Consider the following 25,504-nt stretch of genomic DNA (forward strand, 5'->3'; position numbering starts at 1 on the left):
TTAATAAAAACTCCCCTATTCGTTATATGTAATATATTTACGGTGTGGATAATTAATCTTTCGATAAATAGATAATAGCCCATTAGCAACTGAAAGCATGTTTAGAGAAGCAAGTAATACAAATATTTTCGTAATATTAGAAGGATAATACTTTACCACAGTCCAAAAAGAGATATCCGAATAATGCTGATTATATTTTTTCTGCAAACGACCACCACTATAACAAAGAAGTCTCTGCCAATTTCTCATTCTCAATAGTAATAATTCCCTATATAAAGTCTGAGACAGCCCAACATCTGTATAAAAATTCAATAGATTCTTTTCCACTAATAGTATATCAGATAACGATTTACGAGAAACAGAAGAACTGTATGAATTCGGATTATAACAAACATAGTGTACAAAAGCTAATGGTAAATATACCACCTTATCTGCATAATAGAATAGTTTATGAGAAACTAATTCATCCTCTCCCATATCTATGCCAGGTATAAATCTAATATTATTATCTTTATAAAGATTATGTCGAACTAATTTATTCCACACAGCTACCATAGCATTAGTTAGAAGAGCTTCAACGTACTCTCTTTTAAATTTGGGAACATAATCCGCACTATAAACTTCTTTTTCTGGATAATTTATATAACAATCTGCCACTACAATATCTGCATTTTCCTCTATAGCTTTTGAATACATTTTTTCAAGCATATCAGGTTCACAATAATCATCACTGTCAATATGAAGAATATAATCACCCGTAGCAGCACTCATTCCTGTATTACGAACTGCGGCCAACCCGCAATTTTGTTTATGGTAAAGCAATTTAAAACTGATAGTACCAGTATAATCCGCTATAAGCTTTTCTACAATTTTCATACTATCATCTGGTGTACAATCATTTACAATTATACATTCCACTCCCTCTGTATAAGTTTGATTCATTATAGAACGTACGCAACGCTCTACAAATTTTTCAACTTTATAAACAGGAATAATAATAGATATATTCATCATCATATTTTATTAAGTATACACAGTAATCAACATAATAAACTCAAATATCCTGATCATTAAGCTATTATTTTAGATTATCATATTTTCAAACAGCTTTACAGTCTTTTTAAAATAATGTAATGTGCTCTCCATTACGAAAGCATTCAATCACACCCGCACTGGCTACCATTTCAGATGTTGTCAATCTGTGAGAAGTAAGAATACGCTTGTTTATGCAAGATATGAACTCCTGCAGCTCATAACGAAGCCCCTCACCCGCATATGAATAGAAATACTTTCTGTTCATGTTTATATCCTCATAGCGAAGCTCGAAATAATCAGTTTTCCACCAGGGAGCCGGAACATAAGCGTAACCGCGGGTACCGGAAATAACCAGATTGCCTTCCGTCTTCACTCCTAACCCTATCTTAAACGAAGCCACGGCAGAAGAGTACTGCAAAATCCCTTTGGTGTAAATATCAACACCACCTCTGAATGAGGAAAAGAACATGAGATCCTTATAGCCGGTACCAAGAAATTTAAATATCGGCAATAAAACAAAGGAGATATTCTCCGTCACACTTCCTCCGGCTTGAGAAGGGTCCATTTCACGAAGCCCCTCCTGTCGGAGTGTAGACAGGGAAGCGTCAATATCGACAATCGTACCTATCAGACCGGATTTTATCAGGCTTATCAAATGATTGAAAGCCGGAAAATGGGCCGTCTTGTTTGCTTCCATCAATGTAAGATACCGTTCACGCGCGAGTTCTATGAGAGAAACAGCTTCTGTTGAAACTAAAGTTAACGGCGTTTCACATAAGACATGCTTATCATTCTCCAACAGCCATTTCACATAAGAATAATGCGTCAGGTGAGGAGAAGCCACATAAACGGCATCGACACTATTCAGAAACTCTTCCGGTTCAACAGTGGAAACCGGTATGGAATATGTATCGGCAAATGCATCGGCTTCCGTCGGATTGGCAGGATTGTAAACAGCCGTAACCCGAACACCGTTTACATGTTGTACCTCCGGGAAAAAACGGTTAGCAATACGACCTGTACCGATAATACCCAGGCGGACAATATCTTCATTACGAAGTTGGGTACTTGAAATACCCTCTGTTCTTTCCAGATACACAACCTCGCAGTATTCCTTTAGATAATCAAAATGTCCTTCCCAATCCGAGCCTATGGCAAATATGTCGACATTATATCTCTGTATGTCGTCAATCTTTTGACCAAGATATTCCTCTATGATTATCTCATCGGCAAGCCCGGTTTTACGCACATTTTCAATACGCTCCATTACATTGTTGCGTACATTCAGCTTGCCGCGATCCAAATCAAAATTATCGGTAGTTACCCCTACTATCAGATAATCGCCCAAAGCTTTGGCACGCCGGAGCAGATTGATGTGTCCCTGATGCAACAGGTCATAAGTGCCGTATGTAATCACACGTTTCATCTATCACAAACTATCTAAAGTAATTCCACCTGATGAATTGTTTCCGCCAAAGCAGCAAGAGACTTCTCATCCTGAATTCCCAAATGGGAAACTCGAAAATAGCCGGGAGTTCCCCCAGGCATTATATAGATGCCTTTTTCCATCATCTTTTCAAAAAGGATATCACCATTTCTTTTTACAAAAAAACCGGTAATGCAATTGGAAGGGGTTTCTGCCGGTACTTCCCAGCCATACTTTTTACACAGACCTCTGAAATATAAAGCCCGTCCCCGGACAGTGGAGATTATCGCATCAACACCGCATGCCACATCCCTCTTCAAGCGTTCATGCAATTGTAAAAAGAGGGTAGTAGCCGGACTATAAGGAGTCTGGCCACGCTGAAGATTGTTCAGGTTCTCTTCAAAATCAAAATAATATCCGTTAGCATTGAAAGAAACGGAAGACAATTTATCAGACAGTATTACAAAAGAAAGGCCGGGAGCTATATTCAGACCTTTCTGGCTGCTGGTTATACAAATGTCAATACCCAATTCAGCCATATTTAAAGGGTCTGCTAAAAAAGAACTGATGGCGTCAACAACAAGAGACACATTATATTTTTTACAGAGGACAGATATCTTTTCCAAATCAAACAACTGTCCTGTAGATGTTTCGTGATGCTGGCAAAGAAATATTTCCGGTCGTTCCGATGCAACTTTTTTTTCCAAATCCTCATAATCGATATCTTTAGCGAAGGGAATCTTATATAAGGTAGAAGAAAGGTTATAATAATCACATATGTTTTTCCAACGATCACCGAAAGAACCGCCGGATATAATAAAAATTTTCTTATAGCGGGAAACGTAATTAGCAACGACAGCATCCATTGCTCCTGTACCCGAAGCGGTATAAAAGATAACCTTACCGGTCGGACAGCCTATCAGGTGCAAAAGCATTTGTTCTGAAGATTTCACTACTGCAGAAAAAGCTGCCGTACGCATATAAGGTATAGGCCGGGATGCTATCAAGGAAATTTCAGGCTCTATATTGCCCGGAAAAACAAATGATTCCATAATTTATAATTAATTAGAATAATCTACAAGACCTACCGACAGTAAGGAAAAACGTATTGTTCCGCATAAAGAAGGTCGCTCTCGTCATCTATCTCATACCACTTCAAACCGGGAACATTCAATACATAAACAGGAGATACGGAACGTGACATACGAAGAAGTTCGTATTCATAACCCAGTTTGGGCTGTTCGGAAAGGATGACCTCGTAATCCCTGCACATCTTGTCATAGAAAGCATGGGATAGCTTATGAATACCCACAAGCTCACCTTTCACATCAACATCATCTTTATTGACAGAACAGTTGGTGAGAGTATGCTCCGAATCGTATTCCACATAATACTGGTCCTGAAACTTGGTTACAGGAGTTATCAGCATCACATCTGAAAATGCACAGTCAAGCAGACTGCGGATCGCCTTCGGTTCAAATATCAGATCGGATTCAAGTAACAGAAAATCATCGTCACCTAAAACCTCACGCGTATTATAAAGCGTATACATGCTGTTCGTTTCAGCATAAAGAGGACTGAAACAAGTTTCTATCATCGGATAATCCTTCTTCAGCTCCTCGTATACCTCACATCGATATCCCGTACCGATAACAATACGGGTGATTCCGCAAGAAAGAAGAACTTCTATACTGCGTAATATCATCGGCTTATCGCCGATGGAAACAAAACCTTTGGGAACAAGGTCGGTATAGTGACCAAAGCGGGTACCCATGCCCGCGGCCATTATCATTGCCGTCTTAATCATTTGTATGAGGTGTCAGGTCTATAGAATTGAGTTGTTTACGGAAATAACGGTAAATCAGAATAATGGTCAGGACAGATATGGCGCCTACAACGATAGAGGTACGGATAACCATCGAAGTCCAGGACACGTCCCAATCACTGAAATTCTTCACCAGAAAAACCACGGTAGTACCCAGATAGCCGAAAGAATCGGCAAGGTATATCAGGAAGACGGTGGTACTTACCACTTTCAAGGAAGCAATCAACCGTTCGACCAGATAAGTAAAGGGGATATATCCCATATAAAGTCCCAAGCCGGTAAGGATCATCCAGGGAATGGAAGATATGTATCCCCAAACATAAAGCAGGGTGGCAAATATCATCAATACTCCCCCAAGCAAGGTTATCACATAGATGATATTCAAGGCAAGCCTGTTATTGCGGACAAAGACTATGAGCGACATGAGCAGAAGCACAAAAAAGGCTATGGGAATCTCTGTCTGGGTAAAAACGAAAGCACCGTTCACATGAAGCTCGCTCCAAATGTCGGCAGCGAAAGAATCACGAAGTTCACGAAAGACTGTCAGCGCACCGTAAAAAAGAATCAGAAGGCAGATACCACCGAAAAAACGGCGGAGAAAAAGACGACGTTCCGCACCGTTCATAGGAAGACGTTGCGAGCGGAGCTTGATATCCATTGCAGTGGGAGCGGGCACCTGATTCAAAAGGTAGACACACAGAAGCATGAACGGAAAGCAGACAGCACCGGTTACAAAAGGCATCCAATACTCGGTGACGGGAAAAGCGTCGAGGATGAACTGCCCCATAGTCTTGACAAGACCCGAAGAGATAATCAACGCGACACTCAAACCCACATTCAGCACCTCACTGATACGCCGACCCTCAATGTAACTGAACAGAACACCCCAAACCATACCGAGGGGAAGACCGCTCAGAAAAATCGAAAAAACTTTCAGATACGGAGGCAAAACGGCAAAACCCAAAAGCGCAAGCTCGGAAAAGCTCATCATACCGATGATGTAATAAATGCGCTGGTGGGACTTCATTCCGGGAAGCAGACGAACGCCTATGAACTTGGACAGTGCATAACCGATTATCTCGAAAAGGACATAAAGAATCTTGATGTCAAAGCCCCACAATGTTTCACCGGAATACAAACCGACTGTGAAAGGTTTGCGAAAGGCATAGGCACAGGTATAAACCAGAAATATCAAAATACTGGCATACAAGGCCAAAACATAAAGAGGAGAACGGGAAAGGTAACGCTTAAGCATCAAAATTATATTTCAAAATAGATTTATTGATTCAGAACTTTTTTCCGAACGCAATATTCATAAACGTCATAAAAAGTATCTTGGTATCAAAGCCCCAGGAACGATGCTCCAAATAGAATAAATCATAACGCAAACGACGGATCATTTTTTCCAAAGTATCGGTATAGCCATTGTAAAGTGTAGCATACGAAGTGACTCCCGGACGAATCTGGAATAAATAACGATAACGGGGATCTACCTCCATAATCTGGTCTATAAAGAACTTACGTTCGGGACGGGGGCCGATAAAGGCCATATCACCGCAGAATACATTCCAAAGCTGGGGAAGTTCGTCCAGATGATGGTCACGAAGAAACCTGCCGACTTTCGTCATACGAGGGTCTTCAGCACCGGCATAGAGGGCAGGGCCATACTTCTCCGCGTCCAACTTCATGCTGCGGAACTTATAGATATTAAAGGGACGACCGAATCTGCCGATACGCTCCTGCTTGAAAATAGCAGGACCACCATCTTCACGTTTCACGGCAATATAGCAAATCAAAAACAGAGGAGAAAAAACAATAAGCGCGCCAAGGGCAAGAAAACAATCACCTATACGCTTCACATTGCGCTCGAAAGCATTCATTCCGTCGGGAATGAAATGGTCATCTTTCTCAATTGGTTCCATAAAATAAAAAGTCTTAGTTTAGATAGTCGAATAGTTTAGGTTGATGAGTGAAATTATTCTATCACTTCATAGGGGTATTGGTTTTCTTCAAAGCTCTTTAGCTCTTCTATTATATCCACTTGCTCCAAAGTCAAATCCGCCTTATTCCAAGTGGCAATAATGTCATGAGCTTGCCTTGCCAGTTCTTCATCATAAACTTCGCTATAACAATAGACAAGAAGTTGAACTTTGAGCAAAGATGCAGGCAGTTTAGGAAGAACTTCCCAACTACGGTCCAATACCTGCTGAATGTATTGCTGCTTATGACCATTATCATAAATGGTAGCGGCAAAAGCAGCTAAAAGACCGAGGCAAAGCTCAGCTTCAGACTCTACAGTCTTGCCGCGAGTGCCATAAAGCTCCAGTGCCTGCTCGTAAACTTCACGGTTCAAACGTGTAAATTCGTCTACATAGATAGGGCTCCCGTCAAGCCCGTAAGTGAGAAGACGATGGGCTAAGGAAAATAATGAATCCATTGATTTGTGAATTATGATTTGTGAATTATAATACTTAGAAAAAAGAGAATTACTCTTTTATGGGTTCTACCAGAGAAGGCGGAATAAAGGTAGTAGCTACGGCCATGACACCCTCAATATTAACTACTACACGACGGTCATGGCGAATACGGACAAACTCGCCGATTACTCCCTCAAAGACACCACCGGTAATACGTACTTTCTGCCCCTTAACCAAATGCAATTCGGCCGGCTCTACATAAAGAACCGCTTCGTCACAATTGCCTGCCACCAGAATAAAACTACGCATTTGCGCCTCGGGAATTACAACCGGACGGCAATGCTCGCGATTCATAATAAAACGTATAGGCATAGACGGTTCGAGTTTATCTTTCAAAACATCTATACGCTTACGGGTGGAGTAAACAAAAACGAGATTGTGAATAGCCGGAAGCAGTTTACGGACGCGTTTCCCCGATTTCATGATATATTCATAGCGCATCGGAATGAAGTTCTCAATATTCTCGGCATCCAGAATTGCTTTCAACGCTAATTCGCGGCTATAAGAAACACGAATCGCAAACCAACATTTATCTACGTCATTTTCAGTAGATAATTGTCTACCGGGTTTACATTGTATCTCAGAAGATTTATTTGCTGATAAACGGGGCATTAATCTGTGATAATCGCAAGATTGGGAATAACATGAAGCCTTGTGAAAAGGGTGTTCTTTAGGGACACCGGAGTAGCGTAGTACCTACCGGTCAAGTCATGTAATGCAGTTATTTCCAATAGTTTAGTTAGCATCCATATTGTTTTAGAACTTCCTACCATCACGGAAAAAGAAGTAGAAAAACAGTTATGTTAGTTATTAGCTTACAAAAAGCTGAAAACGAATAGTCTAAAAAGAAAAAGCATCTTTTAGACGTTCGTTTAAAAGACACTCTTTTTAGGGGGATTTTTTAAAGCATTATTTATATAAATAATAAAGTAATAATGAGGTCTTTTTAAGTGTAGATAATAAACTGGTTTAAAGATATTTATCTAAATAAGAACTTCTATTGGGAAATATTCTTATTAAACATTTTGCCCGTTTGAGAAATAGGTTGTATCTTTGTGCACAATAAACGAACGTCTAAAAAACACTTCCCCCTTCCAGGTATAGTAAATTAATTACCAGCCCATTACCTCTCCACACGCCTCTACCAAAGAAAATACATAACTCAATTTGTTTGTGTATATCACCGATAAAAACTACTTTCGGCCTCGATTATTTTTTCATCATTAATTATCATAGGGCATAAAAACAAAGAAGACGATGAAAAAAGCTATAGAGAACAACAAACTAAAAAAAACAAAAGTGTAAGTAAAGCATTTAGTAAATCAACAATAAATCAAGGCATTAAGAAAAAGCGGGGAGCCAAGCCCGGTGCTCCCATCACAGGTATAAAAGAACATCGGGAAATCATTGAAAAAGCCTTTCTGGAAATGTATCTGAAAGAATATTTGGAAGTGGCTCCCACAGCCGGAATAACCACTTTAGCAAAGTTCCTTTTTGAGAAAAAACTATTCTTAACCAAGAGTAATAAACCCATAGCAACCAATACTATCAGAGGCGAACTTACCGATTTGCTAAAGGATATGAACTGCGCAAATCCCAGAGGAAAACAGAACAAGAAATAAGTAAAAAAACGCCCGTAATTAATGATGAACAACCTATCAGGAAAGGCTCTACCTTTGCCAACTATTAGTAAGGATTAAGCCACACTGCAAGGATGCTGTTTCTTCCTCAAGAGAAGCAGCATCTTTCTTTTTTCCACTACTTGAACCCCACTGAATATTACCTGTTTTTTAAATCTACAAAATTAAATGATGATGAACCGAAAAAAGCCTGCTTCACTTCACGAAGCCATTCGTAATCTATGGAAAATCCGTATCATGCTGGAAAAGAATTACACGGAAAACTGCGCCACATGGATGGCAAAACGTATTGAAAGTCTCATAGACCACATGCAATACGGACATGCGCTCATTGCCTATCATAGGCAGGACGGAACATTCAGACTCGTCAGGGCAACACTGCTTCCCTACAAAAACATGTTCAGACAAGACTATGACATCGCAAGAGTTACAACTACCATTGCATATTGGGATATCGAACAACAAGCATGGAGAACTTTCCAACTTGAGAATTTCCTTGAATGGAGCCCCGTATGTTGATTATTAATCACTCAAAAATTAAAACAAACTATGGCAATGAATTATGGGGGAATCATGTATTTCCCATTGACTGTGAATTTCTTTGATGACGCACCGATAGAACTCGTAGAAGCCAAATGCGGACTGGCAGGAATTACTGCCGTAATAAAACTACTGTGCAAGATGTACAAAGAGAAAGGCTATTATCTGTTGTGGGACAAAGAGCAATGCACGCTCTTTGCCCATAAAACAGGCATTGAAGAAACAAACATGGAAAAGATAATCTGTATCCTCATAGACAAAGGATTTTTTGACCGTAAGTATTACGAAGAACAATACGTGCTGACGTCCGCCACCATCCAAAGGGTATGGCTGGAAGCTACCAAACGAAGAAAAAGGGACTTGAACACCCTACCCTATTTATTGGAAAGCTGCATACAGGACGAAGAAAACAGTATACCAAACAAAGAATATTGCATGCAGCCTGCAAACATTTCATCCCAAAATGCAGACATTTCCGAACAAAGTAAAGTAAAGCAAATAAAAGCAGAAACAGAAGAAGGGAGTTCCGACGAGCATTCTCTTCTGCCTGTACCGGGATATGCCTACAACAAGCAAACGCATAATTATGACGGATTGATATTCACCCTACGGCAAATGAAAATCACAAAAAACGAAGAAGTGAATGCCATTTTGCGCCTGTCCGACTATGGAAGGCTGAAAGGTTACGTATGGCAAGTGATACACAACACGCGCTGGAGTGAAATTGTAGCCAAGGGGAAATACCTCATCGCCGCATTAGTCAAAGAGAAGAAAAAGACAGGGAATTAATATCCGGAAATTAAAGAAAAAACAGCAAAAAAATGAAGTTAACATCATTGGCCGCATGATGTTAACTTCATTGCAACTACGATGTTAACTAACTGCATGGCACACAGTTAACTTCATCGCAGCAATACTATCAACTCTTACACGTAAGTCTCAAGCAGTTTCACTCTCCCGCCTTCCGGCACGATTGTTACTTCCTGAACAGCAGCAGGCAAAAGCACCGTTTCCCCCGCACGCAGAGTTATTTCGTTCTGATTGTCATCCGTCAGACGGCAAGAGCCTTCCACGCAAATAAAGATAACGAATGAGTCCAGTTCCGAATAGTCACAAGTGATTTCTTCCGTCATATCATATACGGAAGTAGTGAAGTAAGGACTTGCTACCATTTCAACGGGCTCATTCTGGATACGCTCGTATTCCGTACGGAAATCGTCTTGCACATCGGAAAAATTAATGGCATCCATCGCCTGGCTGGTATGCAAATCACGGGATTTACCATCCTTATCTTTGCGATTGTAATCGAAGATGCGATAAGTTATATCGGAAGTCTGTTGAATTTCCGCAACAAATGCTCCGGCTCCGATACCATGTACGCGACCGGCAGGTACATAAAACACATCCCCCGGTTCTATTGTGCAAGTCTGAAGTACTTCGGCAAACGTTCCGTTGTGCACTCTGTCTTTATACTCCTTCGGAGTTATCTCCTCGGAAAAGCCGGAAATCAGTTTCGCGCCTTTGTCCGCGGCAATCACATACCACATCTCGTTTTTACCGAAACTGTTATGACGCTTCTTGGCAAGTTCGTCACCCGGATGCACCTGAATGGATAAATCCAATTTGGCATCAATAAATTTTATCAATAGCGGGAATTTACTTCCAAACCGCGCATAGTTTGCTTCACCCACCAACTCGTCTTTATATTTACGAACCATTTCGGGCAAAGTATACCCTTTGTCCGCACCATTGGCTACTACCGATTCACTACCTTCTACCGCTGAAACTTCCCAACTCTCGCCTACATTCGGCAGAGTTTCATCCAAGTGTTTGAATGGGATAATCTTGTCGCCACCCCAAAGTGTCTGTTTCAGGATAGGCTCAAATTTTAGAGGATACATTCGTTGTTTTTAATTAGTACAATTCAATACTGTTACAATACTTTTTCAGATTAACGCGACAAACATACAAAAAATATCAATTTGTATTCTAATTGTTAAACGCTAAACTTTCATAAAATGTTCTCTACATTTCTTCTCAATTACTTGGGGGAACAAAAGAATTTCTCTTTATTTGCAAGAAAATTAAATAATACCATGAATATGATAGACACTGCTCCAACAGAAAGTAATTTGTCCGGTTTGGACAGAAAAAACTTTCAGAAGAATATAAACAGCAAGAAAACAGATTTATATATCCTCAAAAACGCTTTGGGCATGGAAGTGGCGGTAACCAACTACGGTTGTGCAATTCTTTCGATTATGGTGCCCGACAAAAACGGAAAATATGCCAATGTTATTTTAGGCCATGACAGTATAGAGCATGTAGTCAACAGTCCCGAACCTTTCTTAAGTACCACGGTAGGCCGTTACGGTAACCGAATTGCCAATGGAAAATTCACTTTATACGGCGAGGAGCATCAATTGACCGTTAACAACGGCCCCAATTCGCTGCACGGCGGACCAACCGGCTTTCACGCCCGTGTATGGGATGCGGTTCAGCCCAATGAATCGACCGTCATTTTCAATTACACATCCGCCGACGGCGAAGAGGGCTTTCCCGGAACTTTGGAAGTAGAAATGACCTATCGTCTGGAAGATGAGACAAACGCCCTGGTTATAGAATACCGGGCTACAACCGATAAAGCTACTGTTGTTAATTTAACCAATCACGGTTTCTTCAACCTCGCAGGTATTTCCAACCCCTCGCCTACCGTTCTGAATAACATCCTCACTATCAACGCCGATTTTTACGTTCCTATTGATGAAGTGTCCATTCCCACCGGAGAGATTCTGAAAGTGGAAGGTACTCCTATGGATTTCCGTACTCCTCACGCCATCGGCGAGCGTATTGATGATAAATTCCAACAATTGGTAAACGGAGCCGGATATGACCATTGCTATGTATTGAATAAAACGGAAAGTGGTGAATTAAGCCTCGCCGCCACTTGCACAGAGCCCGTAAGCGGACGTACGATGGAAGTGTATACCACAGAAAACGGCGTGCAGCTCTATACAGGAAACTGGCTGGGTGGATTTGCAGGCGCTCATGGAGCAACTTTCCCCGCAAGAAGCGCCGTGTGCTTTGAAGCGCAATGTTTCCCCGATACTCCCAACAAGGCGCATTTCCCATCGGCAGTATTGCTTCCCGGAGACGAATATCAGCAAATTACCATCTATAAATTCGGTGTACAAGAATAGCGCATCAATGAAATAACTAACCTAATTATAAACTTATAAATTTTTCAAAACCATGACACAACAAAAACAGAACGGGAACATCGTTGCCATCATCGTAATGATTTTCTTGTTTGGTATGATTTCATTCGTAACAAACCTGGCTTCACCAATGGGTGACATTTTGAAATTTCAATTTGGCGTACCCAACTGGATGGGCACTCTCGGTGTATTTGCCAACTTCATCGCCTATGCTGTAATGGGATATCCGGCAGGCAATATGCTGCAAAAAATGGGATATAAGAAAACGGCTCTCATTGCCATTACGATAGGATTCATAGGAGTAGGTATCCAGACGCTTTCCGGTGTGGCCGGCAGCTTCGGTATTTACTTGTTGGGAGCATTCATTGCAGGTTTTTCCATGTGTTTGCTCAATACGGTAGTAAACCCTATGCTTAACTCCCTTGGCGGCGGTGGAAACAAAGGCAACCAGCTTATCCAGCTCGGCGGCTCATTCAACTCATTGGCAGGAACTTCCGTAATCATCCTGACCGGTATTCTGATACCTTCCATTACCAATGCCAAAATCAGCGACGTATTCCCTCTGATGTACGCAGCTTTGGCTATATTCGCATTCGCATTCATCGTTATCTTCTTCTCCACCATACCTGAAAAAGAAAAAGCAGAGGTAAAAACCGATTCCACTCATTCTCAATACGGACCTCTGTCATTCCGCCACTTCATATTCGGCGCCATCGGTATCTTTGTTTATGTGGGAATAGAGGTGGGAGTACCCAACGTATTGAACAAATGGTTACAAAATCCGGATTTGGATGTATTGGGTGTAAATGGAGCAGGAGCAGAAGCCATTGCAGGTTCCGTTACCGCTACATACTGGTTGCTGATGTTGGTAGGCCGTCTTATCGGCGCAAGTATCGGTAGCAAGATTTCAGCCAAAGCGATGTTGGGAACAGCTTCTGCCATAGGAATTATCCTGGTTATCTCCGCCATGTTCGCGCCAACAGACTCAATGGTAAATATGCCGGTATTCAAGAACAGTTCCGAAGGAATGTTCGGACTCGTACATGTGCCTGTCAATGCGATGTTCCTTGCGTTAGTCGGACTTTGTACATCCATCATGTGGGGTGGAATCTTCAACCTTGCCGTAGAAGGATTAGGTAAATATACGGAAAAAGCTTCCGGAATCTTCATGGTTCTTGTTTGCGGCGGTGGTATCCTGCCTCTATTGCAAAACGCCATTGTTGACTGGAATGACGGAATCGGCTACCTCACAAGTTATTGGCTGATTGTAGTGGCCCTCGCCTATCTGCTTTATTATGCACTGATAGGTTGCAAGAACGTAAACAAGGATATTAAAGTTGATTGATAGATAAATACAGGTAATTAGATTTATTCACCTTAAAAAACAATATCATGGATATAGAATACGTAAGAAGCCGTTTCATCAAGCATTTTGACGGAACAACAGGAGCTGTTTATGCTTCTCCGGGTCGCATCAACTTAATCGGTGAGCATACCGACTATAACGGTGGTTTTGTATTCCCCGGAGCAATCGACAAAGGTATGATTGCAGAAGTGAAACCCAATGGCACAAACACAGTCAAAGCTTATTCCATCGATTTGAAAGATTATGTGGAATTCGGTCTGAACGAAGAAGACGCTCCCCGCGCCAGCTGGGCAAGATATATTTTCGGTGTATGCCGCGAAATGATTAAACGCGGTGTAGAAGTGAAAGGATTCAATACCGCTTTTGCAGGCGATGTGCCTTTGGGTGCAGGTATGTCCTCTTCCGCTGCATTGGAAAGTACTTATGCTTATGCATTGAACGACCTGTTCGGCGACAATAAAATCGACAAATTCGAATTGGCTAAAATAGGTCAGGCTACGGAACACAACTACTGCGGCGTTAACTGTGGCATCATGGACCAGTTTGCTTCCGTATTCGGTAAAAAAGGCAGCCTTATCCGTCTGGATTGCCGCTCGCTGGAATATCAGTACTTCCCGTTCGAGCCGAAAGGCTACCGCTTGGTACTGGTAGATTCCGTAGTAAAACACGAACTTGCTTCGTCCGCATACAATAAGCGCCGCCAAAGCTGCGAGGCTGCCGTTGCCGCTATCCAGAAAAAACACCCGCATGTGGAATTCCTGCGTGACTGCAACATGGAAATGCTCGAAGAAGCCAAAGCCGAAATCAGCGCGGAAGACTTTATGCGCGCAGAATACGTGATTGAAGAAATCCAACGCGTGCTCGATGTTTGCGATGCTTTGGAAAAAGGCGATTACGAAACGGTAGGCCAGAAGATGTACGAAACACATCATGGCATGAGTAAGCTGTATGAAGTAAGCTGCGAAGAACTCGACTTCCTGAATGACCTTGCTTTTGATTGCGGCGTAACCGGTTCGCGTGTTATGGGCGGCGGCTTCGGCGGTTGCACCATTAACCTCGTTAAAGAAGAACTGTACAGCACCTTTATCGAAAGAGCCAAAGAGGAATTCAAGAAGAAATTCAACAGAAGCCCGAAGGTTTACGATGTCGTAATCAGCGACGGTGCACGCAGATTAGAATAAACAAATCAAAAAACGATAAAGCGATAGGGTGATAAAGTGGTTTTCCACAGTATCACCCTATTTTTGTCGCTTGCATCTATCCTGCTACCTTATCACTATACGCCCTTTTTTATGCAGTGCAACAGTTTCCAAAGAGCGTACCCCACATTTTAACAATAAAACGTTGATGTAAATAACAAGCGGAAAGTTATTGTACATCCGCCGGGAGCACAAGCCCGAAAGGCCGTAGGAAAAATTATTACTTCCTTACGGATAACAGGCCTTAATTCCTTTTAAAACCCCGGCAAAGTGAAATCAGTACCTCTCAAAGAGATAAAAATCAATAAAGAAGTTCTGAAAATAAAACTCCCCGCCCAATCGGTTGTTACCCTTGAGTTACAGTAAATCAACCGCAAAGACTTATTGTAATTAAAACAAGAAGCGGGTGACGGGTGCAAGAAAAAAGAGCGACTTTCTATGTTGCGGATTAGACATAAAGAGTTATCTTTGTCCTGTTAAAATTAACAAGCAAGAAATCAACCCGCTTAAAGAGTATTCAAATTATAATTATTTTAATAATATGAACGACAAGAAACTTATGAACCTTGCAGCGGACAACATCCGTATCCTTGCTGCTTCTATGGTCGAAAAAGCCAACTCCGGACATCCCGGTGGCGCTATGGGTGGTGCCGACTTTGTGAATGTACTCTTCTCCGAGTTCTTAGTATACGATCCTGAGAACCCCGCCTGGGAAGGTCGCGACCGCTTCTTCCTTGACCCGGGACACATGTCACCGATGCTTTATTCCACATTGGCGCTGGCAGGCAAGTTCACGCTGGATGAGCTGAAAGAGTTCCGTCAATGGGGCAGTCCCACTCCGGGACATCCCGAACGCGACATCATGCGCGGCATTGAAAACACTTCCGGCCCGTTGGGACAAGGACACACCTTTGCCGTCGGAGCAGCCATCGCCGCCAAGTTCATGAAGGCTCGTTTTGAAGAAGTAATGAACCAGACTATTTACGCATATATCTCCGACGGTGGTATTCAGGAAGAAATTTCACAGGGCGCAGGCCGTATTGCCGGTGCGCTGGGTCTGGACAACCTCATCATGTTTTATGACGCCAACGACATCCAGCTTTCCACCGAAACGAAAGATGTAACCATCGAAGATACCGCCAAGAAATACGAGGCATGGGGCTGGAAAGTCATCAAAATCGACGGTAACGACGCAGATGCCATCCGCGGTGCACTCAACGAGGCTAAAGCCGAGGCAGAGCGTCCTACACTGATTATCGGCCATACCGTTATGGGTAAAGGCGCGCGCAAGGCGGACGGCAGCAGCTATGAAGCCAACTGCGCTACCCACGGCGCTCCTTTGGGCGGTGACGCTTACGTAAACACAATCAAGAATCTGGGTGGTAACCCGGAAAATCCGTTCACAGTCTTCCCGGAAGTGGCCGAACTTTACGCTAAACGCGCTGCCGAATTGAAGAGCATCATGGCAGAGAAATATGCAGTCAAAGCCGCATGGGCAAAAGCCAATCCTGAAAAGGCGGCCAAACTGGAACTGTTCTTCTCCGGCAAGGCTCCCGAAGTGAACTGGGCTGCTATCGAACAGAAAGCCAACGTGGCTACACGTGCCGCATCGGCCACCGTGCTCGGCGCTCTTGCCACTCAGGTAGAGAACATGGTTGTCGCTTCCGCCGACTTATCCAACTCCGACAAGACCGACGGTTTCTTGAAAAAGACTCACGCCTTCAAGAAAGGCGATTTCAGCGGCGCATTCTTCCAGGCAGGCGTATCGGAACTGACAATGGCATGCTGCTGTATCGGTATGGCGCTGCACGGCGGTATCATCCCCGCTTGCGGAACGTTCTTCGTATTCTCCGACTATATGAAGCCTGCCGTACGTATGGCTGCCCTGATGGAAATTCCCGTAAAATTCATCTGGACACACGACGCATTCCGCGTAGGAGAAGACGGTCCTACTCACGAACCGGTAGAACAGGAAGCCCAAATCCGCCTGATGGAAAAACTGAAGAACCACAAGGGACATAACTCTATGTTGGTACTTCGTCCCGCCGATGCGGAAGAAACAACCGTAGCATGGAAACTCGCAATGGATAATATGTCTACTCCGACAGCTTTGATATTCTCCCGCCAAAACATCGTCAACCTGCCCGCAGGCAACGATTACAGTCAGGCGGCCAAAGGCGCTTACATCGTAGCAGGCTCGGACGAGAATCCGGACATCACCCTCGTCGCTTCAGGTTCCGAAGTGGCTACGCTGGTGGCAGGTGCGGAACTGCTGCGTAAAGACGGTATCAAACTGCGTATCGTATCCGCTCCGTCCGAAGGACTGTTCCGCAGTCAGGCTCCGGGCTATCAGGAAAGCATTATTCCGGCAGACGCAAAAGTATTCGGTCTGACCGCCGGCCTGCCCGTTACGCTGGAAGGCTTGGTAGGTGCACACGGTAAGGTTTGGGGACTGGAATCGTTCGGTTTCTCCGCTCCTTACAAAGTATTGGACGAAAAACTGGGCTTTACGGCAGAGAACGTATACAAGCAGGTAAAAGCAATGATTTAATAAACAGGCGATAAAACGGTAAGGTGATAAAACGATGGAACTGTCACCTGCCGTTTTATCACTTATCACTCTATCACTTTATTTTTATATGAAAACTATTGGACTTTGTTCCGACCACGCCGGATTCGAACTGAAAGAGTACGTTCGCGGTTGGCTGGAAGTAAAAGGCTGGCCTTACAAAGATTACGGAACCTACTCCGCCGAGAGTTGCGATTATCCCGACTTCGCCCACCAATTGGCACAAGCTGTCGAGGCAGGCGAATGTTATCCGGGAATTGCCATCTGCGGTAGCGGAAACGGCATCAACATGACACTCAACAAACATCAAGGCGTTCGTGCCGCCCTTTGCTGGACTGCGGAAATCGCTCATCTGGCACGCCAGCATAATGATGCCAATGTCCTTGTCATGCCGGGTCGTTTCATCGGCACGGAAGAGGCGGATATGATTATGACCGAATTCTTCAACACCGCGTTTGAGGGCGGACGTCACCAACGGAGAATAGACAAGATACCGGTACAAGGATAATCTCCGGAATAAGGGAAGCCCTTAACCTGTTATTTTCATCTCGCGAGACGGAATTATTCATCCCGTGAAATGAAAAAAATCATCCTGTGAGACGATTTATTTCCTCTCACAGGATGATTTTTTTCATCTTAGGGGACGGATTTCCTATCATTCTTAAATCATAATAAAGTCTTCTGAATCCCTAAGATTTACCGATAGAAAGATTTTTATATCAATAATGTATATCCAAAGATTGTTTTCTGTAAAAGGAAAAGTAATGTAACATATAAAACACGATATGGAACATCAGGAATACCTGTTGTTACGTACAATCATGGAATAGAATCAAATAATTCACTGTTTATGCCGAGGATGGCTTACCTTTGCCATTAGAAAAACGAATCGTGATTAACCATTTTACTTGTAAACCATGAAAAATTTTTTTTTATCATTCTGTCTCTCATTCATCAGCCTTATGGCTTTCTCGGCAGACCGATTTATAGTATTTAAACCGACCGGCGACTGTTTCCCGTTAGCAACCGATGGAAAGCCTTGTCCCATTATCATCGATGCTGATGAAGACCCGGGAGTAAAAATGGCCGTAGACAACCTGCAACAGGATATCTTCAGCGTATGCGGAACTAAACCCGAGATTAGTACACACGTAAATAGCCGATATGCCGTTTTAGTCGGAACATACCGGTCTCCGCTGATACAACGCCTTTTGTCTTCCGGCAAATTAAATAAAAAAGAATTGGAAGGCAAGAGAGAAAAGTATCTCCTGCAGACCGTATCTTCTCCTTGCGACGGAGTGGAAAAAGCACTTGTCATTGCCGGCAGCGACAAACGCGGAGCTATCTACGGCATTTACGAACTATCCGGACAAATAGGCGTATCCCCCTGGTATTGGTGGGCGGACGTACCTGTACACAAACACAAACATATCTATATAAAACCGGGTATATATACAGACGGTGAACCTAAAGTAGAGTACCGTGGTATTTTCATTAACGACGAGTGGCCGTGCATGGGAAACTGGGCAAAAGAAAAATTCGGCGACTTCAACAGCACGTTTTATAAGCATGTTTTCGAATTGGTATTACGTTTGAAGGGTAATTTTATGTGGCCTGCAATGTGGGGAAGCGCTTTTTATGACGATGACCCGCAGAACGGCGTATTGGCCCACACCATGGGGGTCGTGATGGGAACTTCTCATCACGAGCCTATGGCCTTGGCGCAACAAGATTGGAAACGGCGCGGCAAAGGAGCATGGGACTATACACAAAACAAGAAAGGTCTCAATGATTTCTGGACTTACGGCATAGAACGCGCCAAAAACTGGGAATCCGTAATCACCATAGGAATGCGCGGCGACGGCGATGAACCGATGAGCGAAGGCGCCAATATCTCATTATTGGAGAATATAGTGAAAGACCAACGCGAAATCATTGAGAAAGTGACAGGCAAAAAGGCCGATAAAACGCCACAGGTATGGGCGCTTTATAAAGAAGTGCAAGACTATTATGACAAAGGAATGCGTGTTCCGGACGACGTTACCCTGCTGTTGTGCGATGACAACTGGGGCAATGTACGAAAACTGCCATGCCCGGATGAGAAGCCGCGTACCGGCGGATACGGCATGTACTACCATTTCGACTATGTGGGCGCCCCCCGAAATTCCAAATGGATTAACATCAACCCCATTCCCCGTATCTGGGAACAAATGCATCTGACTTATGAATATGGCGTACGCAAGCTATGGATAGTCAACGTAGGTGATTTGAAACCTATGGAATACCCCATCACCTTCTTCCTGGACATGGCATGGAACCCCGACAAATTCAATGCCCAAAACCTGCAACAGCATGCAGAAGAATTCTGCGCCCGGCAATTCGGCCGCACATATGCCAAAGAAGCGGCACGCATTCTTTCTCTTTATGCCAAATACAACCGCCGGGTCACTCCCGAAATGCTGAATGTCAAAACGTACAGCTTCAATTACGGCGAATGGGAACGTGTCGTCAATGAATACAATACGTTGGCGCTGGATGCGCACAACCTCGGTTTCTTGTTGCCATCAGAATACAGAGATGCTTACGACCAGCTTATTTCGTTCCCGGTTCAAGCATGTTCAAACCTATATAATATGTATTATGCCCAAGCCAAGAACCAAGCGTTGGCAGCCAAAAAAGATCCGGAAGCAAATTACTGGGCGGATAAAGTGGAATCCTGCTTTCAACGCGACTCCATCTTGACCGATTATTATCATAAGACAATATCCGACGGAAAGTGGAATCACCTTATGAGCCAGATTCATATCGGCTATACTTCCTGGAACAATCCGGAAAAACGAACCATGCCCAAAATAACCCGTGTACCCGAACGTTCCGTTCCTTATACGTTTAAAGAAACGAAAGGATATGTATCTATCGAAGCCGAGCACTTCACACGCGCCGTCAGTGAAGGTAAAACCACATGGAGCATCATTCCTGGATTCGGAAAGACACTATCGGGCATCACCACCCTTCCCGTCACCCTGACACCGGAGAAGATGTATCTGGAGTATGACATAGAAATGGAAAAGACCGGAAACGTACGGGTAGAACTCTTACTTGCCCCTACCCTGAACTTCAACGAGAACAAAGGATTGAGTTATGCAGTCAGTTTTGACGGCGGGAAAGAGCAAATCATCAATTTCAACGGTCATTATACCGGAGAGTTGGGCAAATGGCAGTCCAATCCGATTATCGAATCCCGCTCAATCCATCAATTAACTAAAAAAGGCATACACACGTTGCGTATCCGTCCGTTGAATCCGGGTATCGTTATCGAAAAGATTCTGATTCACGCAGGCGGACTGAAACCGAGCTATCTGGGTGCACCGGAAACGCGAAAGCCCCTTTGAATACCTATATAAACCAAAAAGGACATTACAAAACATCTGATACTATGAAATACACAAAAAAAGGAATATTCAAACCGGGAATACTTTTTCGCACAGCCTTATTTTGCATCTGTATACTGACCGGGTGCAAGGATGACGAACTTCCTGACAAGGCACCGGACATAACCGGCAGGCAAGAAACTTTAAATGACATAAACAACAATATAAAAGCGTTACAACAACTCATAAAAGCCGAAGAAAACAACGTAGGAATAAAAACATGCACACCATCCGGAAACCGGACCGGCTATCAGATTGAACTGACAAACGGCACGCTTATTACCGTATGTACGCAAATCGCCGCACTGGACGGTGAAACCAATCAGACGGTCTATGCTCCCCTGATAGGAGCCCAAGAAAGAAACGGCGTCTATTACTGGACTATAGGTGGCGAATGGCTTTTTACCAACGGCGTCACCGGCAGCAAAACAAAAGTAACAGGTTCCGACAGCGTCTTGCCCGAAGTCGGTATCGCAGAAGAAGGTTATTGGAGTATCGATTATGGAAACCGGACATATACATTGGATGAAAAAGCGCAAAGCGGACGTATAGAGAGCGTCTTCCGCAATGTCGACCTTTCAAACAGCGGATACGTTACCTTTACATTTACCGGGAACACATCTTCCATAGTCCTGCCTATCAAGGAAAACGATGGGAACAATCCTGTTACGGGAGCGTTACGCCGCCCAATCTCGCCCAACCGTCCTATGTGGCTCATTCATATCGATTCCTGGACTTATCCCGATCCGGAAAAAATCATTGATATGATACCGGAAGATATACGTCCGTTCGTAGTCTTCAACATTTCATTATCTACTTCGCCTCATGATGCCGCCAATTTTGAACGTGTAGAATACGGCTACGAAACAGCCAAATCCTGGTTGAGAGTTTGTGCGGAAAAAAACGTATGGGCAATGGTGCAACCGGCAAGCGGGGCGAAATGCCATTTCCCGGACTTCACAGACTATGCGGAATTGGAAACCAGTATGTATGATGAGTTTTACAGAGACTATCCCAATTTTCTTGGTTTCAATTATAGCGAACAATTTTGGGGATTCGACAACAGCCTGTTTAATGTACGTTATGAAGACCGGCTCACTCATTGGAGTAATCTGATGAAGTTAAGCCACAAATACGGCGGATATCTGGTAGTCAGCTTCTGTAATGCTTATTGGGGAGCTTCCCACAATCCGATAGCCATGTTCAAGCGGAGCGGCAGTTTCAGAGAAGCTTGCAGCCTGTATCCGGAGCACTTCATTTTATGCGAGAAATATACCTCTCAAAACGGTTTCTTCGATGTGGAAAGTACTTGTCTCGGCGCTTACTTATCCGGATATGCCGGGCAGTATGGCATACGTTTTGACGAATGTGGCTGGAACGGACTATATGGCGATACCGATTTTCCTGTGGCTGCCGGAGCCATCCCTGCTTTGGAACATATAACGCTGACCGGACAAACCGTAATCGACGGTCCAGAGCTGATATGGCGTCAATGTTATAAAGAGGGGAGTATTACAGACAACGGCGGTTACAAACAGAGAAATTGGGAGATGTTCCCTCAATTCGAGAATATCAATCTCGATATCTTCCGTAAAATACTGGACGGAACCGTATATATACCCGGCCGGGAAGAAGTAATAGAACGAACCAAAGCTGTCATTGTGCACGATGTAAATTCCGGTAGCAACATGCAGAAGTACAGTGCACCTGTCGGTTTGTACGAAGGGCTTTATCGAATGGATGACGACGGAAACAATCAAAGCGAACAAGATTATAACAAGAATTACTTCAAGAAAACCGGGCGTTACCCTACCATCCCCATTGTGTATGGCTTGAGAGATGCCATAGCCAATACATTCTCCGTACAAGTGAACATGTCCGAATATGCAAGCCGTTGGGGAGACAAGGATAAAAAGGTACAGGAGTTCAAGACCCTGTTTCCCGAAGAATATACGGGTAATCTCTATGCCGGCCGTAGCGATAACCGTTGGGTGACTTATAATCCTACCGGACAAACAGCCTCGGCCACCCTTCCTCTGAAGTACAATACATGTGACAAAATAGAGCTTACCTATGCAAAATATACAGCGGGAATAGTCAAGGAACATACCGACAAATTGACTTTCTACCTCACCAATTACAGCAATACCAACACTTCATTGAAAAGTGAGGTTATCAGGATTTTCGGCAGCACACAGAAACCGACCTACACTTACAATGATAGAGGCAGCCGTACCGTTGCTCCGCAAATCAGTGAAACATGGAATAACAACATACTGACTTTAACGGTAAAACATAACGGTCCGCTGGACATTACGGTAAATTGTGCCGGTGATGCGATGCAGCGTGAAACCGGTTATCGTACGGCAACGATTTCCACACCTGCATCTCCGCAATCTTATTCGGGGCCCCGCCAGCATGAAGCCGAGAACTTCGATTACAAAAATATCAAAGCACATGTAAAGAATGCAGCCGGCGGAAGTATACGGAACTATACGGCATTGGGTTACATAAACTTCGGTTCAAGCTCCGCTGCGGCCGTCAGAGATATGGTAAGTGTTTTAAACGAAGGTCCGTACACATTGAAGATTAGATATAGAGCGCCGTCAGCCACCGTTTCTACCGTAGAATTACACATCAACGGTAAAACGAGCGGTTTTCCCGAATTTACCCAAACCGGTAATGATGATTGGCGAGTGAGCATGCAGCAAGTGTATTTGAACAAAGGAACGAACACCATCGAACTACGCGCCAATGGCAATGCGGCAAGCGAACTTTATTTGGACAATATCATCATAGAGGGTGTATAACCATTTCAGTCAATTATTACACACTTTCAATCAAAAACTAACCTTTGTCATTTGGAGAGTTTTCCTACTTTTGTCAACGTAATCTAATTACCATTTAAGAACATAAAAGAAAAACGCATGAAGAAAGTAATCGGAATCATCTCCCTGCTTCTATCGGTAACTTTGGCAACTGCCAATCCGATAGATTTTGACAAAGCCTTCAAAGAAAGCGCCAACATCGAAAAACAAATCAAGAGAACGTCTTTCCCCGACCGCACCTATCTCATCACAGATTTTGGCGCAAAGCCCGATACGCCGGATGAACCTTGTCATGAGGCTATCAACCAGGCCATCGTAACATGCAGCCTGAACGGTGGCGGAACAGTTGTAGTACCCAAAGGGACTTTCCATACCGGCCCTGTCACCTTAAAGAGCAATGTGAATTTTCATGTGGAAGAAGGTGCCGTATTGAAATTCTCTACCGACCAAAGCCTTTACTTTCCCGCCGTCATTACCCGCTGGGAAGGTTTGGACTGCTATAATGCCCGTCCGCTGATATATGCGTACGGCGAAACCAACATCGCCATCACCGGTAAAGGTACAATTGACGGACAAGGTTCCAATGAAACCTGGTGGTCTATGTGCGGCGCTCCACGCTACGGCTGGAAGGAAGGGATGGTTGCCCAACGCAACGGCGGACGCGAACGTCTGTTGATGTATGGCGAAACCTCTACTCCCATATACAAACGCATCATGAAGCCCGAAGACGGTATGCGCCCGCAACTCATCAACCTCTATTCCTGCAATACGGTATTAATAGAAGATGTAACCCTGCTGAACTCTCCGTTCTGGGTTATCCACCCGTTGTTTTGCGAAAGCCTCATCGTACGTGGTGTACACGTTTTCAACCGTGGTCCCAACGGAGACGGCTGCGACCCGGAATCTTGCAAAAACGTGCTGATAGAGAACTGTACTTTCGATACGGGTGACGACTGTATAGCCATTAAATCCGGACGTAACCAAGACGGCCGCAAATGGAACATCCCCAGCGAGAATATCATAGTACGCGGCTGTTTCATGAAAAACGGTCATGGCGGTGTAGTCATCGGCAGCGAAATATCCGGTGGTTACCGTAACCTGTTCGTAGAGAACTGCCGCATGGACAGCCCGGATTTGGATCGCGTAATCCGCATCAAGACCAGTACTTGCCGAGGCGGACTGATAGAAAATGTATTTGTGCGTAACGTCACTGTCGGCCAGTGTCGCGAAGCCGTACTCCGCATCAATCTGCAATACGAAAACCGTGAAAAGTGTAACCGTGGCTATGCTCCTACCGTACGCAACGTACACCTCAAAAATGTAACCTGCGAAAAGAGTAAGCTCGGTGTCCTCATCATCGGACTCGACGATGATAAACACGTTTATAACGTAAGTGTGGAAGACTCCCGCTTTAACAATGTGGAAAAAGGCGGTAATCAAATAAAAGGAGCAAAAGACATTACGTTCAAGAATTTGTATATAAACGGAGAACTTGTAAAGTAAGACAACCACATTTTCATATAGTTCAGCCCGGAACCTTTACATTGTGACAAAAAGCAATAAAGATTCCGGGCTATTTATTCCCCTTGTTTTCTTATTTTTAGCAAATAAGTTGCATATTGTCTTTAAATAAAAACTATCTTTGTACTTCAATAATCCGGAACTCAGAATGATATGGAGCAATTAAATACCATAAAAGAGCTTATCAATCAGGGAAATGTAGAGCAGGCTATCCTCCAGCTTGACGAAATACTTCAAACCGATTTTCCCGAAAAAGACGAAGCCTATTACCTCCGGGGGAATGCTTACCGCAAGCAGAGCAACTGGCAGCAGGCGCTGAATAACTACCAATATGCCATTGACCTCAATCCGGACAGTCCCGCCCGGCAAGCCCGCAACATGGTGATGGATATTCTGAACTTCTTTCATAAGGATATGTACAATCAATAA

The 25,504-nt window shown here is 43.7% G+C and carries 21 protein-coding genes; 12 read left to right on the forward strand and 9 right to left on the reverse strand.

Annotated features, from left to right (window positions below; genetic code table 11):
* Positions 1 to 15: 15 nt before the first annotated feature.
* The 8 genes from BHV73_RS13935 to BHV73_RS13970 form a co-directional block, all read right to left on the reverse strand.
* Entirely contained in the window at positions 16 to 1,017 is a 1,002-nt protein-coding gene (locus BHV73_RS13935; protein ID WP_087413053.1) for a glycosyltransferase family 2 protein, read from the reverse strand.
* Between the two features lie 103 nt (positions 1,018 to 1,120).
* Positions 1,121 to 2,461 carry a Gfo/Idh/MocA family oxidoreductase gene (locus tag BHV73_RS13940; protein ID WP_286738624.1) on the reverse strand — a complete coding sequence of 447 codons (1,341 nt, stop codon included), beginning with the start codon at positions 2,459 to 2,461 and terminating at the stop codon, positions 1,121 to 1,123.
* Positions 2,462 to 2,475: 14 nt separating this feature from the next.
* Complete coding sequence (locus BHV73_RS13945) at positions 2,476 to 3,513, reverse strand: pyridoxal-phosphate-dependent aminotransferase family protein (protein WP_195621939.1); 1,038 nt, start codon at positions 3,511 to 3,513, stop codon at positions 2,476 to 2,478.
* Between the two features lie 32 nt (positions 3,514 to 3,545).
* Positions 3,546 to 4,268, reverse strand: coding sequence for a phosphocholine cytidylyltransferase family protein (locus BHV73_RS13950; protein WP_195621940.1), 723 nt, complete (start codon positions 4,266 to 4,268; stop codon positions 3,546 to 3,548).
* On the reverse strand, positions 4,261 to 5,541 hold the full coding sequence (locus BHV73_RS13955; RefSeq protein ID WP_195621941.1) for a DUF5690 family protein: 1,281 nt from the start codon (positions 5,539 to 5,541) through the stop codon (positions 4,261 to 4,263). The genes BHV73_RS13950 and BHV73_RS13955 overlap by 8 nt, the downstream gene beginning before the upstream one ends.
* Before the next feature lie 31 nt (positions 5,542 to 5,572).
* The gene (locus tag BHV73_RS13960; RefSeq protein ID WP_009120610.1) at positions 5,573 to 6,208 is read right to left on the reverse strand and encodes a sugar transferase; all 636 of its coding nucleotides are present in this window, start codon (positions 6,206 to 6,208) and stop codon (positions 5,573 to 5,575) included.
* A 53-nt stretch (positions 6,209 to 6,261) separates the two neighbouring features.
* Positions 6,262 to 6,723, reverse strand: a complete 462-nt coding sequence (locus BHV73_RS13965) for a UpxZ family transcription anti-terminator antagonist (RefSeq protein ID WP_022217688.1) — start codon at positions 6,721 to 6,723, stop codon at positions 6,262 to 6,264.
* Between the two features lie 49 nt (positions 6,724 to 6,772).
* The gene (locus BHV73_RS13970) at positions 6,773 to 7,375 is read right to left on the reverse strand and encodes a UpxY family transcription antiterminator (protein ID WP_229116312.1); all 603 of its coding nucleotides are present in this window, start codon (positions 7,373 to 7,375) and stop codon (positions 6,773 to 6,775) included.
* Between the two features lie 815 nt (positions 7,376 to 8,190).
* On the opposite strand from BHV73_RS13970, the gene BHV73_RS13975 reads away from it, so the two are divergent.
* The 3 genes from BHV73_RS13975 (at position 8,191) to BHV73_RS13985 (ending at position 9,732) form a co-directional block, all read left to right on the forward strand.
* Entirely contained in the window at positions 8,191 to 8,385 is a 195-nt protein-coding gene (locus BHV73_RS13975) for a hypothetical protein (protein ID WP_009120607.1), read from the forward strand.
* A 186-nt stretch (positions 8,386 to 8,571) separates the two neighbouring features.
* Positions 8,572 to 8,922, forward strand: coding sequence for an SH3 beta-barrel fold-containing protein (locus BHV73_RS13980; RefSeq protein ID WP_370762356.1), 351 nt, complete (start codon positions 8,572 to 8,574; stop codon positions 8,920 to 8,922).
* Positions 8,923 to 8,952: 30 nt separating this feature from the next.
* Positions 8,953 to 9,732, forward strand: coding sequence for a DUF4373 domain-containing protein (locus BHV73_RS13985; protein ID WP_195622065.1), 780 nt, complete (start codon positions 8,953 to 8,955; stop codon positions 9,730 to 9,732).
* A gap of 137 nt (positions 9,733 to 9,869) precedes the next feature.
* Here BHV73_RS13985 and BHV73_RS13990 read toward each other — a convergent pair whose 3' ends face one another.
* Entirely contained in the window at positions 9,870 to 10,844 is a 975-nt protein-coding gene (locus BHV73_RS13990) for a type I phosphomannose isomerase catalytic subunit (RefSeq protein WP_087413059.1), read from the reverse strand.
* Positions 10,845 to 11,045: 201 nt separating this feature from the next.
* Between BHV73_RS13990 and BHV73_RS13995 the strand changes: the two genes are divergently transcribed.
* From BHV73_RS13995 to BHV73_RS14035, 9 genes are all read left to right on the forward strand, one after another.
* Positions 11,046 to 12,143, forward strand: coding sequence for an aldose epimerase family protein (locus BHV73_RS13995; RefSeq protein WP_087425816.1), 1,098 nt, complete (start codon positions 11,046 to 11,048; stop codon positions 12,141 to 12,143).
* Positions 12,144 to 12,195: 52 nt separating this feature from the next.
* Positions 12,196 to 13,506 (forward strand): MFS transporter, encoded by a 1,311-nt coding sequence (locus BHV73_RS14000; protein ID WP_195622067.1) that lies wholly within the window; start codon positions 12,196 to 12,198, stop codon positions 13,504 to 13,506.
* A 47-nt stretch (positions 13,507 to 13,553) separates the two neighbouring features.
* Positions 13,554 to 14,708, forward strand: a complete 1,155-nt coding sequence (galK, locus tag BHV73_RS14005; protein ID WP_087413060.1) for a galactokinase — start codon at positions 13,554 to 13,556, stop codon at positions 14,706 to 14,708.
* A 559-nt stretch (positions 14,709 to 15,267) separates the two neighbouring features.
* On the forward strand, positions 15,268 to 17,277 hold the full coding sequence (locus BHV73_RS14010; RefSeq protein ID WP_039950197.1) for a transketolase family protein: 2,010 nt from the start codon (positions 15,268 to 15,270) through the stop codon (positions 17,275 to 17,277).
* Positions 17,278 to 17,365: 88 nt separating this feature from the next.
* Positions 17,366 to 17,803 carry a ribose 5-phosphate isomerase B gene (gene rpiB / locus BHV73_RS14015; RefSeq protein WP_039950196.1) on the forward strand — a complete coding sequence of 146 codons (438 nt, stop codon included), beginning with the start codon at positions 17,366 to 17,368 and terminating at the stop codon, positions 17,801 to 17,803.
* A gap of 409 nt (positions 17,804 to 18,212) precedes the next feature.
* On the forward strand, positions 18,213 to 20,687 hold the full coding sequence (locus BHV73_RS14020; protein ID WP_195622069.1) for a glycosyl hydrolase 115 family protein: 2,475 nt from the start codon (positions 18,213 to 18,215) through the stop codon (positions 20,685 to 20,687).
* A 44-nt stretch (positions 20,688 to 20,731) separates the two neighbouring features.
* Entirely contained in the window at positions 20,732 to 23,536 is a 2,805-nt protein-coding gene (locus BHV73_RS14025; protein WP_195622071.1) for a glycoside hydrolase family 98 domain-containing protein, read from the forward strand.
* Positions 23,537 to 23,653: 117 nt separating this feature from the next.
* Positions 23,654 to 25,057 carry a glycoside hydrolase family 28 protein gene (locus BHV73_RS14030; protein ID WP_087425749.1) on the forward strand — a complete coding sequence of 468 codons (1,404 nt, stop codon included), beginning with the start codon at positions 23,654 to 23,656 and terminating at the stop codon, positions 25,055 to 25,057.
* A 171-nt stretch (positions 25,058 to 25,228) separates the two neighbouring features.
* On the forward strand, positions 25,229 to 25,504 hold the full coding sequence (locus BHV73_RS14035; RefSeq protein ID WP_009120597.1) for a tetratricopeptide repeat protein: 276 nt from the start codon (positions 25,229 to 25,231) through the stop codon (positions 25,502 to 25,504).

Origin of the sequence: Bacteroides sp. 44_46 (assembly GCF_001915465.1) — a bacterium.
Taxonomy (GTDB): Bacteria; Bacteroidota; Bacteroidia; order Bacteroidales; family Bacteroidaceae; genus Bacteroides; species Bacteroides clarus.

Excerpts from the sequence above, each read along its gene's own strand:
- BHV73_RS13935 (WP_087413053.1), bottom strand. The coding sequence starts at position 1,017 with ATGATGATGAATATATCTATTATTATTCCTGTTTATAAAGTTGAAAAA.
- BHV73_RS13940 (WP_286738624.1), bottom strand. The coding sequence starts at position 2,461 with ATGAAACGTGTGATTACATACGGCACTTATGACCTGTTGCATCAGGGA.
- BHV73_RS13945 (WP_195621939.1), bottom strand. The coding sequence starts at position 3,513 with ATGGAATCATTTGTTTTTCCGGGCAATATAGAGCCTGAAATTTCCTTG.
- BHV73_RS13950 (WP_195621940.1), bottom strand. The coding sequence starts at position 4,268 with ATGATTAAGACGGCAATGATAATGGCCGCGGGCATGGGTACCCGCTTT.
- BHV73_RS13955 (WP_195621941.1), bottom strand. The coding sequence starts at position 5,541 with ATGCTTAAGCGTTACCTTTCCCGTTCTCCTCTTTATGTTTTGGCCTTG.
- BHV73_RS13960 (WP_009120610.1), bottom strand. The coding sequence starts at position 6,208 with ATGGAACCAATTGAGAAAGATGACCATTTCATTCCCGACGGAATGAAT.
- BHV73_RS13965 (WP_022217688.1), bottom strand. The coding sequence starts at position 6,723 with ATGGATTCATTATTTTCCTTAGCCCATCGTCTTCTCACTTACGGGCTT.
- BHV73_RS13970 (WP_229116312.1), bottom strand. The coding sequence starts at position 7,375 with ATGCCCCGTTTATCAGCAAATAAATCTTCTGAGATACAATGTAAACCC.
- BHV73_RS13975 (WP_009120607.1), top strand. The coding sequence starts at position 8,191 with ATGTATCTGAAAGAATATTTGGAAGTGGCTCCCACAGCCGGAATAACC.
- BHV73_RS13980 (WP_370762356.1), top strand. The coding sequence starts at position 8,572 with ATGATGATGAACCGAAAAAAGCCTGCTTCACTTCACGAAGCCATTCGT.
- BHV73_RS13985 (WP_195622065.1), top strand. The coding sequence starts at position 8,953 with ATGGCAATGAATTATGGGGGAATCATGTATTTCCCATTGACTGTGAAT.
- BHV73_RS13990 (WP_087413059.1), bottom strand. The coding sequence starts at position 10,844 with ATGTATCCTCTAAAATTTGAGCCTATCCTGAAACAGACACTTTGGGGT.
- BHV73_RS13995 (WP_087425816.1), top strand. The coding sequence starts at position 11,046 with ATGATAGACACTGCTCCAACAGAAAGTAATTTGTCCGGTTTGGACAGA.
- BHV73_RS14000 (WP_195622067.1), top strand. The coding sequence starts at position 12,196 with ATGACACAACAAAAACAGAACGGGAACATCGTTGCCATCATCGTAATG.
- galK (WP_087413060.1), top strand. The coding sequence starts at position 13,554 with ATGGATATAGAATACGTAAGAAGCCGTTTCATCAAGCATTTTGACGGA.
- BHV73_RS14010 (WP_039950197.1), top strand. The coding sequence starts at position 15,268 with ATGAACGACAAGAAACTTATGAACCTTGCAGCGGACAACATCCGTATC.
- rpiB (WP_039950196.1), top strand. The coding sequence starts at position 17,366 with ATGAAAACTATTGGACTTTGTTCCGACCACGCCGGATTCGAACTGAAA.
- BHV73_RS14020 (WP_195622069.1), top strand. The coding sequence starts at position 18,213 with ATGAAAAATTTTTTTTTATCATTCTGTCTCTCATTCATCAGCCTTATG.
- BHV73_RS14025 (WP_195622071.1), top strand. The coding sequence starts at position 20,732 with ATGAAATACACAAAAAAAGGAATATTCAAACCGGGAATACTTTTTCGC.
- BHV73_RS14030 (WP_087425749.1), top strand. The coding sequence starts at position 23,654 with ATGAAGAAAGTAATCGGAATCATCTCCCTGCTTCTATCGGTAACTTTG.
- BHV73_RS14035 (WP_009120597.1), top strand. The coding sequence starts at position 25,229 with ATGGAGCAATTAAATACCATAAAAGAGCTTATCAATCAGGGAAATGTA.